This is a genomic window from Rhizobium sp. NZLR8 (assembly GCF_019685025.1).
GTDB lineage: Bacteria > Pseudomonadota > Alphaproteobacteria > Rhizobiales > Rhizobiaceae > Rhizobium.
The window spans coordinates 100,362-112,773 of the sequence record NZ_JABDVY010000008.1; the positions used below are offsets into that span (position 1 = coordinate 100,362).

Here is a 12,412-nt window from a genome sequence, read left to right on the forward strand (position 1 = left end):
GGATGTGGGCGGTTTCAGCGTTCGCCGCGTCGATAGGGCTGCATCAGCGCCTGCGGAACGCGGGCGCGGCGGGCCATGACGGCAAGGGCGGCGATGGAAAGGATATAGGGGGTCATCAGGAAAAGCTGATAGGGCATGAGCCCGCTCAGCGCGGTTTGCAGCCGAAGCTGAAAGGCGTCGAAGAAGGCGAAGAGCAGGGCGCCTAAAAGCGCGCGGCCGGGGCGCCAGGAGGCGAACACGACGAGGGCGATGCAGATCCAGCCGCGTCCCTGCACCATGGTCGGGAAGAAACTGTTGAACGCCGACAATGTCAGGAAAGCCCCGCCCATTCCCATCAACGCGCTTCCGGCAATCACCGCCCCATAGCGCACCTTCATTGGATTGACGCCCTGGGCTTCCGCCGCATGCGGATTTTCGCCGGTCATGCGGATCGCAAGCCCCACCGGCGTGCGGAAGATGATGTAGGCCATCAGCAAGGCGATAATGATCGCAAGATAGGTCGGCGCCGTCTGCGTGAAGAGGGCCGGCCCGATGAAAGGCAGGGTCGAAAGCCCAGGAACGGCGATCGGTTGGAACGGCACGATGGTGGGTGGCGTATTGGCAAGCGGCACGATCAGCCGGAAGACATAATAGCTGAAGCTGGAGGCAAACAGCGTGACGCCGAGACCGGAGACATGCTGGGAAAGGCCGAGCGTCACCGTCAGCGACGCGTGCAGCAGGCCGAAGACGCCGCCGGCTATGCCAGCTATCAGAAGGCCGGTCCAGAGATCGGCGCCGTGATAAACGGAAAGCCAGCCGATCATCGCGCCGAAGGTCATGATGCCTTCGATGCCGAGATTGAGCACGCCGGCCCGTTCGCAGAGCAAGGCGCCAAGCGTGCCGAAAATCAGCGGCGTGGCGATGCGCAGGATTGCCGCCCAGAGTCCTGATGAAGCGATGATGTCGAACAGTTGCATTATCGCCGGATCCTGTATTGGGTGAAGAACAATGCGATCAGCATCGTCAACAGCGATAACGCCACGGTGACATCGGCGATATAGGTGGGGATGCCAAGGCCTCGGCTCATGCCGTCCGCGCCCACAAACATGGTTGCCGTGAAAATGGCGGCGAAGACGACACCGAGCGGATTGAGGTTGGCGAGCATCGCGACAACAATGCCGGAATAGCCGAAACCCGGCGACAGATCGGTCGTCACGTAGCCCTTGACCCCCATCACCTCGATCGCTCCCGCGAGCCCCGCAAGCCCGCCGGACAGGCAGGCGACTTTCACCAAAGTTCTGCCGAGCGGCACGCCGGCGAAGATCGCACCGGTGGGATTGAGGCCGGCGGCGCGAGACTGCATGCCGAACACGGTTCGGGACTGAACAAAATGAACGACGACGGCCAGCCCGATCGCGATGGCAAAGCCGATATGCAGGCGTGAGCGGGCGATCAATTTCGGCAGCATGGCATGATCGCTGACGGATTGCGACTGCGGCCAGCCGAAGGCGAGCGGGTCCTTGAGAACGCCGTCGATCAGCATCGAGACGAAGAGCACCGCGATGAAGTTCAGCAACAGGCTGGTGACGACCTCATCGACCGAGAAGCGCAGCCTGAGCCAGAGGGGAATGAGAATGAGCACCATGCCGGCAATGGCGCCGATCAGCAGCAGGAGCGGAATGAGAATGGGTGCCGGAAGATCGCCCAGCAGTTTCGAACTCGCCGCGGCAACGGCGATGGCGCCGAGATAAAATTGGCCCTCGGCGCCGATATTCCAGAGCCGCGCCCGAAAAGCGACGGCGGCGGCAAGCCCCGTCAGCATCAGCGGCGTTGCTCGCGTCAGGGTTTCGGTCGCCGACAGCCGCGAGCCGAAAGCACCGATCAGGATACGCCAATAGGCATCGAGCACCGGCGCGCCGGCAATGGCGATCAAGATGCCCGCCAGCGCAAGCGCTGCGATCACCGCGATGACGGGCGTGACGATCAGCAGGTAAAGCGGACGGTGTTCGCGGCGCTCAAATCGCATGGCTGGTCTCGTGGGTTTCTTGCCATTCGCCGGTCATCATCAGCCCCAGCCTGCGGGCATCGGCGTCTTCGGCCTCGACGGGCGGTGACAGGCGGCCACCGACGATCGCCTGTATACGGTCGGCGAGCGCGATCACCTCGTCGAGGTCTTCGGAGATCAGCAGGACGGCGGCACCCTGCCTGCGGGCTTCGAGCAGGCGCGCGTGCACGGCGGCCACGGCCCCTTCGTCGAGTCCCCGTGCGGGCTGCGCGGCGATCAGGATACGCGGCTGCCGATGCAGGTTGCGGCCGAGAATGAGCTTCTGCATATTGCCGCCGGAGAGCACCCGGGTACGGACGGCTGGCCCGCCGCCGCGAACATCGAACCCGTCGATGATCGCCCTGGCGAAGGCCATGCCGGCCTTGCGGTTGACAAAACCGAGGCGCGAGAAGGCCGGTGAGGCGAGGCGCTCCAGCACGGCATTTTCCCAGATCGCCATCTCGCCGATCACGCCCTCCTCGTTGCGGTCTTCAGGAATGCGGCCGATACCGGCGTCGACGACATCGGCGACGCCGAGATTGCCGATGGCTTCTCCGAACAGAAGAAGGTCGCCGCCGCTGCGCGCCAGCGTGCCGGAGAGAAGGTGCGCCAACGCCGCCTGGCCATTGCCCGAAACGCCGATGATGCCGAGGATCTCGCCCTGGTGCAGCCGAAAGCTGATCGATTTCAACCGATCGATGCCGTCGATGCGCACCGTGACATCGGCGGCTTCAAGCGCAACCGCCGCGGGCGTCGACGGCTCGCGCACCGGCCGCGTCACGCGGCGGCCGACCATCAGTTCGGCAAGTTCGGCCTTGCTGGTTTCCGACGCCTTGCGTTCGGCGACCATCTTGCCGCCGCGCAACACGACGATGCGGTCGGCTGCCGCCATCACCTCGTCGAGCTTGTGGGAGATGAAGATCAGCGACAGGCCCTGGCGGGCCATCTCCTTCAAGGTCGTAAACAGCCGTTCGGCCTCGATATTGGTCAGTACCGCCGTCGGCTCGTCGAGGATCAGGATGCGGGCATCGTTATAGAGCGCCTTGAGGATCTCGACGCGTTGCTGCTCGCCGACCGACAAGTCGCCAATACGGGCATCTGGATCGACCTTGAGGCCGAAGCGCTCGGAAATTGCCAGGAGCTTCTTTCGCGCCGCTGATGTTCCCGAGCGCCAGGCCCACAGGTTTTCGGTGCCGGTCATGACATTTTCGAGAACGGTGAGATTGGGTGCGAGCGAGAAGTGCTGATGCACCATACCGACGCCGGCGCGGATCGCCGCCCGCGGCTTGCCCTGCGGCACCTCCAGACCCTCGATCAGAATCCGGCCGGCATCGGGCATGTAATGGCCGAAAAGGATGCTCATCAGCGTGGTCTTGCCGGCGCCGTTTTCGCCGAGCAGAGCGACGACCTCACCCTTGGCAAGCGTCATGGAGATATCGTCATTGGCAAGATTGCCGCCGAAGCGCTTGCTGACGCCGATAATCTCCAGCACAGGTCCGGTCATGACGGCAATCCTGCGACCGGAAAACGGTGCTGCCATCGCGCCTCGGCCTCCAGGCGTGCGGCAAGCGACAGCAGGCGCGGCTCGTGACCCATCGGCGCCATGATCTGCACCGGCAGCGGTATCCCATGCTCATCCTGTCCGAAAGGCAGCGTCAAAGCAGGAAAACCCGAAATATTGGCGAGGCAGGCAAGCGGCGCGAATGCCGTCATCCGCTCGAGATGCAGATCCGTGTCGCCATGATCGGACGGAAAGGAGCCGATCGCAAGAGGCGCAGACGAGAGCATCGGCATCAAGATGCAATCGACCCTGTCGAACAGCGCCCAGAGGTTATGGCTGACCAGGACGGCGTCGTTCAGCGTATTCCAGAGCATGGTGGCGGGAAGCGCCCGTCCGCGCGCCGCGAAAGCCTGCGTCAGAGGCTCGGCCCTGCTTTCATCAAGAGCCGCCGCCGTGATGAGCGCCGCAAGGTTGACGGAGACGATATCGGCAAAGGCGCGGCCGCTTGAAGTGACGCTCCGTTCGAACTCAGCCCAGTTCAGTGGAACGAGCTCGTGTCCGTCGCTCTCAAGAGCACGAGCCGCATCCTCAACGGCTGCGAGCCGACCGCCCTCGGTCGGATAGACCGATCCGGTATCGGCCAGCAGGCCGATCCGCAAACGGCCGTTGCCGATATCGACAGGAGAAGGATCCGGAAATGGCCCTTGTGAATTGCCGCTCAGCCTATCGAATATTCGCGCGGTATCCCGCACCGAGCGGCAAACCGCGAGTTCGCTGGCGATCCCGCCGAGGTGGTTGCCGAAGGATGGCCCGCCCGGCATGGCGCCGCGTGTCGGCTTCATTCCGACAAGGCCGCAGCAGGCGGCGGGCACACGGATCGAGCCGCCGGCATCGGTGGCATGCGCAATGGCGACGATCCCGGCGGCAACCGCCGCCGCCGCACCACCGGAAGAGCCGCCTGCGGTTCGTGCCGGATCGAGCGGATTGCGGCAGAGCGGTCCGATCGCCGGTTCGCTGGCAAGCGACAGGCCGAATTCCGGGCTCGTCGTCAGGCCGAACAGGCAGAAGCCGGCGTCGCGGAAACGGGACGCGAGGTCGGAATCCGCTTCGCCGCCTTTTCTTTCGAAGAGGCGGGACCCGGCCGCTACTGGCAGGCCGGCGAAAGGCCCGCCAAGATCCTTCGCCAAGGTCGGCACGCCGGCAAAGGGCCTGGCGGCAAAGTGTTCGGGCTCACTCTGCCGTTCCCGGTCGCGGCCCTCCGCCGAAGCAAGGCCTATAGCGGCATCGACATAGGCGATCGCGCCGAGCGGCTCCTGCCGTCCGGCTGCCTCAAGAGAAGCCAGCATCGCCTCGGCAGCGCTCAGGCTGCCATGCCTGATCGCTGCCGCCAGGTCGGTTGCATCGCCCTGCATGAGCCGGATTACTTCGGCTCATCCATCATCTTCGGAACTTCGAAGGTGCCGGCCTTGATCTCCGCCCGCTTGGCTTCCATCGCAGCCTCGGCTTCAGCGGGCGCCACACCCTTGACGAAGACGATATCACTGCCGCCTTCCTTCATCAGGCCGTAAGACGTGTAGTTCCTGCCGACCGGCTTTCCGGCAGCGACATCGGCGATCGCAGCGTTCAGGATCGGGCGGAAGTACCACATGGCGTTGGCGAACACCGTATCCGGGTAGCGCGGCGTATAGTCGATCAGCGAACCGACAGACTTGATGCCGCGCTCCTTGGCGGCATCGGCCGTGCCGATACGCTCGCCGAACAGGATGTCGGCGCCGGCATCGATCTGGGCAAGACCGGCTTCCCGCGCCTTCGGCGGGTCGAAGAAGGTGCCGATGAACGAGACGAGGTGCTTGGCGTCGGGATTGACGGCCTTGACGCCCGCCGCGAACGCATTGATCAGCATGTTGACTTCGGGGATCGGAATGGCGCCGACCGAACCAACAACATTCGACTTGGTCATTTTGCCGGCCAGCATGCCGGCAAGATAGGCACCGTCATGGTTCCAGGTGCCGAAGACGCCGAAATTGTCGCCGGCCTGCTCGCCGCTCGAACCCAGCACGAAAGCGGTGTCGGGATAATCGGCTGCGACCTGCCTGGCCTCTTTCTCCACCGCGTAGGCTTCGCCGATGATTAGCTTGTTGCCCTGCTCGGCATATTCTCGCATGGCGCGCGGATAATCGGTGCCGGAGACACCTTCGGAGAAGACGTATTCGATGGCACCTTCCTTGGCTGCGTCCTGCAGGGCCTTATGCAGGCAGGAGTTCCAGGCATTTTCGACCGGCGACGCATGAATGCCGGCAACCTTCAGCGGCGCGGCAGCTCTCGCCAGCGGGGCAAAGCCGCTGACGCCGAGCGCAATGCCCGACGCGATCACTGCCCGGCGTGAAATCAGGATGTCTTTGGTCATCGACTGCTCCCCCTTTTTTACCGTTTGGTTCAAAAATCATAGGTAGCGCCCAAAAATGTGTCAAGCGTCGAATGGGCTTAAAAATCAGGCTGTTCGATCCATTGCCCGTGTTCTTCAGCCGATTTTTCCGAACTCGTCTGGTGTCGCGGTTTGGCCGAAAGGACGCGGCAGCCGCCGGCTTCTTAAGCGGTCAAGGCTCGATGGTGAAAAGCGCGCTCTTTCAGCGTCAGCGAGAGTGACCCTGGGCCGAATATACCGGGCGTGACGGCTTGGCGCGACGACATCGGCAGGATATGCAAGGGGATCGGGTTGGGGAAATGAAAATGGGGCAAGAAGAGGACGCCTCGCGGCGGCCGATCGCGAGCCGGTCGTCGTCTTGGGCGATCGGCATGAGCGCACGGCTGGCGCGCACCGGCGTCACGCCGAACCGCATTTCGTTGCTGTCGATCCTGTTTGCCGGCATCGGCGCGGCGCTGATCCTGCTTACGGCACATCCGATCGCCATGATCTGTGCTGCGATCTCGGTGCAACTGCGGCTCGTCTGCAATCTGCTCGATGGGATGGTCGCAATCGAAGGTGGCAAGAAAACTAAGAGTGGACCGATCTACAACGAATTCCCCGACCGGATCGCCGACAGCCTGCTTCTCGTTGCCGCCGGCTATGCCTGCGCCTTTGCCTGGCTTGGCTGGCTTGGTGCGCTGCTCGCAGCATTCACCGCCTATATCCGGGTCTTCGGCGGAGCGGTCGGCCTTCCTCAAGACTTCAGCGGCATCATGGCCAAGCAGCGCCGCATGGCGGTGCTGACGGCGGGGCTCGTTGCCCAAAGCATCGAGACGCTGATATCCGCCAGCCATTGGTCGCTGATCCTGGCCTCGGCCATCATCGCAGCCGGCAGCCTGGTCACCTGCATCACGCGCACGAAAACGCTTGCCCGCTCGCTGGAGAGATTATGATCGCTCTCATTCGTCGCCTTCTCGTGCTGTTCGTCCGAATCCTGGTCGGCGCCCGAAGCGAATGGCGGGGCTGTGCGCCCGACACTCGCCGCCGCATTTACTTCGCCAATCACAACAGTCATGTCGATACGGTCGCCGTCATGGCAGCCCTGCCGTATCAGGTGCGGCGGCTGTCCCATCCGGTTGCGGCGCGCGACTATTGGGGGAAGAACGGCTTTCGGCGCTTCATCGCCGAAAAAGGCCTGCGCGCCGTCCTGATAGACCGCAAGCCGCTGCCGGACAGCAATCCGCTGGCGCCGATCGAGCGCCTGCTCGAGGAGGGGCGCTCGGTGCTGATCTTTCCGGAGGGGACGAGAAGCGCCACCGAAGAAATCGCCCCATTCCGCAGCGGCATCTATCGCCTCGCCTGCCGTTTCCCCGATGTCGATCTGGTCCCGGTCCATCTCGACAATCTCCAGCGCATCCTGCCCAAAGGAAGCATGCTGATCGTCCCGATCACCTGCACGGCGCGTTTCGGCAAGCCGTTGCGCGTCGAACCGGGCGAGGGAAAAGACGCCTTCCTGGCCCGCGCCCGTGCCGCGGTCATCGAGCTCGCGGACGGGGGACACATCGCATGACCAGCCTTTTCTCGATCGTGCTTGCCGCGATCCTCGGCCTGCTTGCCGTCGCTTCCGCGATCGGCTTCATTCTGCAGCGACGCGCAACCGAGCCCGGTTCCGTCGCCACCGTCCAGAACCTCAACGCCCGCATCCGCTCCTGGTGGATCATGGTCGCAGTGTTCGGCGGTGCGATCCTGCTTGGCGAGACGGCCACGGTCATCCTGTTCGCATTTCTGTCCTTCATGGCGCTCCGCGAATTCTGGACGCTGACACCGTCGCGGCGCGGCGATCACCTGGCGCTGTTCCTGTCCTTTTTCGTGGTTCTGCCGGTGCATTACGTGCTGCTCGGGACCGAGTGGTACGGTCTCTTTGCCATCTTCATCCCGGTCTATGCCTTCCTGATCCTACCGGCAGTGGCGACCTTGACCGGTGACGTCAACGAATTCCTGGCGCGCAGCGCCAGGGTGCAATGGGGATTGATGTTGACGGTCTATTCGATCAGCCATGCCCCCGCACTACTCATGCTGCAGACCGGCACTCCGTCGGCGCTTCTGCTGGTCTATCTGGTCATCGTCGTGCAGCTCAGCGACGTCTTCCAGTATGTCTGGGGCAAGCTCTTGGGAAAGCATCGCTTCTCGCCGAACATCAGCCCATCGAAGACACTCGAAGGCCTGATTGGAGGCGGCGCCTCGGCCATCCTTCTGGGAACACTGCTCTATCGCCTGACACCGTTTTCGCCGCTGCAGGCGGCGGCCGTCAGCACGGTCATCGTCGTCGCCGGCTTCTTCGGCGGCTTCGTGCTCTCGGCGATCAAGCGCGACCTCAACGCCAAGGACTGGGGCTATGTGATTGAAGGCCATGGCGGCGTGCTCGACCGCCTGGACTCCATAACTTTCGCCGCACCGCTGTTCTTCCACATCGTCCGCTATTGGTTCACCAGCTGAGGCGGATATCCGAAAGCATGCGGCCGATCATTCAACCCGGTCGATGTCTTCGAGGCTCTCGAACAGCCGGAGCTGGACCTCGCGCTCCTGCCTGCCGATAGCCGTCATCAGCTTGTCCATCGTTCCCCGCAGATCATACAACTGGTCGATCAGGTCAATGACGACATCGACGCCGGCTTCGTTGATCCCCATGTCGCCCATCAGATCCTGAATGAGCCTGGCGCGGGCAACGTCGGCGTCGCGAAACCATCGCCTTTCGCCGGACGTCTCGGGAATCAACCAGCCCTGTTCGATCCAGAAATCGAGCTGGACGACATCGATTTTCAAGTAAAGACGGAATTCGAGATCATCCATGATCAAGCCTCCATGTTCTTCCTCGGATCGTATGGATGTGACGTCTCCCATTCCTTGATCAGGGACGTCAGCCGTTCGTCGGGATTGGCGGGCAGCACGATCTTCAGGGAGACATAGACGTCGCCGTGCCCGCCGCCGCGATTGGCAACGCCTTTGCCCTTGAGACGCAGGACCTTGCCCGTATTCGAGTGCGGGGGCAGCGTCAGGTTGACGGGTCCCGACGGTGTCGGCACACGGACCTTGCCGCCGAGCACCGCCTCGCCAAGTGAGATCGGCAGTTCCAGGCGGATGTCGTCGCCATCCCGCGTGAAGAAGCGGTGAGGGCTCACGCGGATCTCGATGAGGGCATCACCCGGCGGCCCGCCTCCAATACCCGGCTCGCCCTTGCCGCGCAGCCGCAAGGTCTGGCCGTCGCGGGTTCCGGGCGGGATCTGCACATCGAGCGGTGGCCCGTCCGGCAGCTTGACCTCGGTCCTGGTGCCGTTGATGGCCTCAAGAAAGTTGACCTGCATGGAGAACCGCCGATCCTGGCCATGACTGCGCATCCTGCCGCCGCCGGCGCGGCGCGAAAAGAAATTGGCAAAGGAATTGTCGGCATCGCCGAAATCGGCAAAGCCGGCACTGTTGTGGTAGGGATTTTCGGGACCGCTCGCCGAGGCATAGTCGCGGTAATAACTGCGTTGCGCCCGCTCGGCGCCCGTCATGTCGATCTCGCCGCGATCGAAGCGCCCGCGTTTTCCCTCGTCGCCCAATATCTCGTAGGCGGTCGAAATTTCCTTGAACCGCTCCTCGGCGTGTCTGTCGCCGGGATTAAGGTCGGGGTGAAGTTTCTTGGCAAGCTTGCGAAAGGCGCTTTGAATGTCCTTTTGCGACGCATCCCGCTTCACACCCAGAAGCTCGTATGGATCCTGGCTCATGCATATCTCCGTCAGGGCAGTTAATACTGCCGATTGGCTTGGGGGAAATATAGGTTCTCAGACCGCCGCCGGGGAGGGGAAGCCACAGAAGGTTAGAGCGCCAGCGCGTCTTCTTCGTGAGGGGCCGAGCCGTCATGCGCTTGATCGGGACGCCGATCGATGAGAACCGAGCATCCGGCGTGGCGCACGACCTTCTCGACGATCGAGGAGAAGACGTAGTCGGTGATATCCGCCACATGGGATGAAAGCAGGATGAGATCGGCTGATCTCTCCCTGGCGGCCGACACGAGCACGGAGGCGGCAACGCCGATGCGGATCTCGACTGTCGCCGGAATGGCGAGCTCCTTGCAGAGCGACACAAGTTTCCTCTCGGCATCGACGATAGCGGTCGTCTCGAATTCCTCGGGAATACCCGACAGGTGACGGTGGGGGATGTTCTCGATGGCATGCATGACGACGACGTTTCCGCCTTCGTCCAGGAGCTCTGCCGCCCGGCGCAGGAGACGGATTGCCGTTTGCCGGGAGCCCATGCCGATGCCGCAGATGATCGTTCGATACATTAAATCCTCGCACGCAAATGGTCGCACCGATTATACCGGCATCGACCGTTTCTGTTTTGACCGATATCAAACAGAAACGCCGAAATAGCGCAATGATCGCGTCCAGGAAGCGGCCGTTCGCTTCAAAATAGAATTTTGGGGGTCGTCACGATTGACGGCATGGCCATCGGCAATAGCTCTATCGTGACGTCGTTACTGATCGAGGTTCACATGCAGACTTTTGCAATCATCGGAGCGGGCGCAATGGGAAGCGCGGTCGCCAAACGGCTGGTCGATCACGGCGCCACCGTGCTGACCTGTCTCGAAGGCCGCAGCGAGCAGACGATCGCGCGGGCTAAGGCGGCCGGCATGGTGCCGGTCGGCCGCCAGGAGCTGGCGAAGGCAGAGATCATCCTGTCGATCGTTCCGCCGGCGGAAGCGATCGGGGTTGCCGGGCTCGTCGCGGAGATATTGCCGGGGGTGCAGGCGCCGCCGCCTTTCATCGACCTCAATGCAATTGCGCCGAAAACAATGCAGGCAGTGGCGGCACGGTTCGGCGGCAGCGGCGTGGAAGTGTTGGATGGCGCGATCATCGGCGGGCCGCCGGTTCCCGGCAAATCAGGTCCGACCCTCTATATCAGCGGCGATACAGCGGCGCGAACCAGGCTGCTCGAAGAATGCGGCCTCAAAATCCGCAGGCTCGATGGACCGCTCGGCGCGGCCTCGGCGCTGAAGATGTGTTATGCCGGCATCAACAAGGGCTTTGTCGGCCTCGGCGCGGCGATGCTGCTTGCCGCATCGCGCTCGGGTGCTACCGAAAGCCTGAAGGCCGAACTCGCCGAAAGCCTTCCGGACGTCGACCGCAAGCTGTCGAAATCCATTCCGGATATGTATCCGAAAGCCTATCGATGGGTTGCCGAAATGCAGGAGATCGCCGATTTCCTTGGAGAGGATGATCCGGCGGCGGGGATTTTTCGGGGCATGGCGGACGTCTTTGCCAGGATGGCTGGCGATGTTGAGGGTAGCCGTCTCCTCGTCGGACAGTTGGATGAGATCCTCGCGACCGCGGAAACCGGCGGCTGAGCACGGCGGTCAAGCAATCGTCGCTGCGCCGAATATCGGGGGCGGCAGCATCTCTTAGCCAACGCTCTGACGATTATGTGAAGCCGTTCCGACACCTCTGACAAACCTCATTGCCTCTGCTATGTCAGGAAAAATGCGTCGGCCAAACGGACGTCGCAACCTATCCGACCAATGCCAGGAGTTTGAAATATGAGCGGTTCTTCCGAGTATACCCCCCCGAAGGTCTGGACCTGGAATAAGGCGAATGGCGGCCAGTTCGCCAGCATCAACCGCCCGATAGCAGGCCCGACGCATGACAAGGAGCTTCCGATCGGTCGCCATCCGCTGCAGCTTTATTCGCTCGGAACGCCGAACGGCCAGAAGGTCACGATCATGCTCGAGGAGTTGCTGGCGCTTGGCCATAGCGGTGCGGAGTACGACGCCTGGCTGATCCGGATCGGCGATGGCGACCAGTTCGGCAGCGGCTTCGTCGCCGTCAATCCCAACTCGAAGATCCCGGCGCTGATGGATCGCAGCGGCGAAACGCCGATCCGCGTCTTCGAATCCGGCGCCATCCTGACCTATCTCGCCGAAAAGTTCGGGGCTTTCCTGCCGACCGCACCGGGCGAGCGCGCCGAATGCCTGTCATGGCTGTTTTGGCAGATGGGAAGCGCACCCTATCTCGGCGGCGGTTTCGGCCATTTCTACGCCTATGCGCCGACGAAGATCGAATATGCCATCGACCGTTTCGCCATGGAAGTGAAGCGCCAGCTCGACGTGCTCGATCGTCGCCTCGCTGAAAGCGAGTATCTGGCCGGCAGCCAATATACGATCGCCGATATTGCCGTCTGGCCTTGGTATGGCGGCCTGGTGAAGGGCTTGACCTATGGAGCCGCCGAATTCCTGCAGGTCGAGGACTATAAGAACGTCCAGCGCTGGGCCGACGCAATCGGCGACCGCCCGGCAGTAAAACGCGGGCGAATGGTCAACCGGACCTCCGGCGAGCCGTCGAGCCAGTTGCATGAGCGTCACGACGCCAGCGATTTCGAGACGAGGACGCAAGACAAACTCGCGGTCGCCAGTTAAGCAACCGCCGCGACTTTCGCTTCCCCC

At 62.8% G+C, this 12,412-nt stretch carries 13 protein-coding genes; 5 read left to right on the forward strand and 8 right to left on the reverse strand.

Features of this window, described 5'->3' with window-relative positions; all coding sequences use genetic code 11:
• Window positions 1-14: 14 nt before the first annotated feature.
• The 5 genes from HJB89_RS18820 to HJB89_RS18840 are packed head-to-tail and all read right to left on the reverse strand — an operon-like array spanning window position 15 to window position 5,931.
• Window positions 15-959, reverse strand: a complete 945-nt coding sequence (locus tag HJB89_RS18820) for an ABC transporter permease (protein WP_221150416.1) — start codon at window positions 957-959, stop codon at window positions 15-17.
• Window positions 956-2,005 carry an ABC transporter permease gene (locus HJB89_RS18825; RefSeq protein ID WP_207585709.1) on the reverse strand — a complete coding sequence of 350 codons (1,050 nt, stop codon included), beginning with the start codon at window positions 2,003-2,005 and terminating at the stop codon, window positions 956-958. The genes HJB89_RS18820 and HJB89_RS18825 overlap by 4 nt, the downstream gene beginning before the upstream one ends.
• The gene (locus HJB89_RS18830) at window positions 1,995-3,527 is read right to left on the reverse strand and encodes an ABC transporter ATP-binding protein (RefSeq protein WP_221150384.1); all 1,533 of its coding nucleotides are present in this window, start codon (window positions 3,525-3,527) and stop codon (window positions 1,995-1,997) included. Before HJB89_RS18830 ends, HJB89_RS18825 begins: the two co-directional genes overlap by 11 nt.
• Window positions 3,524-4,936, reverse strand: a complete 1,413-nt coding sequence (locus tag HJB89_RS18835; protein WP_221150385.1) for an amidase — start codon at window positions 4,934-4,936, stop codon at window positions 3,524-3,526. Before HJB89_RS18835 ends, HJB89_RS18830 begins: the two co-directional genes overlap by 4 nt.
• Window positions 4,937-4,944: 8 nt before the next feature.
• Window positions 4,945-5,931, reverse strand: a complete 987-nt coding sequence (locus HJB89_RS18840) for a BMP family protein (protein ID WP_164010930.1) — start codon at window positions 5,929-5,931, stop codon at window positions 4,945-4,947.
• Window positions 5,932-6,254: 323 nt separating this feature from the next.
• Between HJB89_RS18840 and HJB89_RS18845 the strand changes: the two genes are divergently transcribed.
• The 3 genes from HJB89_RS18845 to HJB89_RS18855 are packed head-to-tail and all read left to right on the forward strand — an operon-like array spanning window position 6,255 to window position 8,427.
• Window positions 6,255-6,884: a CDP-alcohol phosphatidyltransferase family protein gene (locus tag HJB89_RS18845; protein WP_221116169.1), complete on the forward strand. Its 630-nt coding sequence runs from the start codon at window positions 6,255-6,257 to the stop codon at window positions 6,882-6,884.
• Window positions 6,881-7,501, forward strand: coding sequence for a 1-acyl-sn-glycerol-3-phosphate acyltransferase (locus tag HJB89_RS18850; RefSeq protein WP_221150386.1), 621 nt, complete (start codon window positions 6,881-6,883; stop codon window positions 7,499-7,501). The genes HJB89_RS18845 and HJB89_RS18850 overlap by 4 nt, the downstream gene beginning before the upstream one ends.
• Window positions 7,498-8,427: a phosphatidate cytidylyltransferase gene (locus tag HJB89_RS18855; protein ID WP_221116167.1), complete on the forward strand. Its 930-nt coding sequence runs from the start codon at window positions 7,498-7,500 to the stop codon at window positions 8,425-8,427. Before HJB89_RS18850 ends, HJB89_RS18855 begins: the two co-directional genes overlap by 4 nt.
• A gap of 27 nt (window positions 8,428-8,454) precedes the next feature.
• Here the strand turns inward: HJB89_RS18855 and HJB89_RS18860 are convergent, their stop codons facing one another.
• From HJB89_RS18860 to HJB89_RS18870, 3 genes are all read right to left on the reverse strand, one after another.
• Window positions 8,455-8,781 (reverse strand): chaperone modulator CbpM, encoded by a 327-nt coding sequence (locus HJB89_RS18860; protein ID WP_207585714.1) that lies wholly within the window; start codon window positions 8,779-8,781, stop codon window positions 8,455-8,457.
• Between the two features lie 2 nt (window positions 8,782-8,783).
• On the reverse strand, window positions 8,784-9,698 hold the full coding sequence (locus HJB89_RS18865; protein ID WP_207585715.1) for a DnaJ C-terminal domain-containing protein: 915 nt from the start codon (window positions 9,696-9,698) through the stop codon (window positions 8,784-8,786).
• Between the two features lie 92 nt (window positions 9,699-9,790).
• On the reverse strand, window positions 9,791-10,258 hold the full coding sequence (locus HJB89_RS18870; protein WP_221150387.1) for a universal stress protein: 468 nt from the start codon (window positions 10,256-10,258) through the stop codon (window positions 9,791-9,793).
• Window positions 10,259-10,417: 159 nt separating this feature from the next.
• On the opposite strand from HJB89_RS18870, the gene HJB89_RS18875 reads away from it, so the two are divergent.
• Entirely contained in the window at window positions 10,418-11,320 is a 903-nt protein-coding gene (locus tag HJB89_RS18875) for an NAD(P)-dependent oxidoreductase (RefSeq protein WP_221150388.1), read from the forward strand.
• 189 nt (window positions 11,321-11,509) lie between these two features.
• A complete protein-coding gene (gene yghU / locus HJB89_RS18880; RefSeq protein ID WP_221116165.1) occupies window positions 11,510-12,385 on the forward strand; it encodes a glutathione-dependent disulfide-bond oxidoreductase in 876 nt (291 codons plus the stop codon).
• Window positions 12,386-12,412 lie beyond the last annotated feature (27 nt).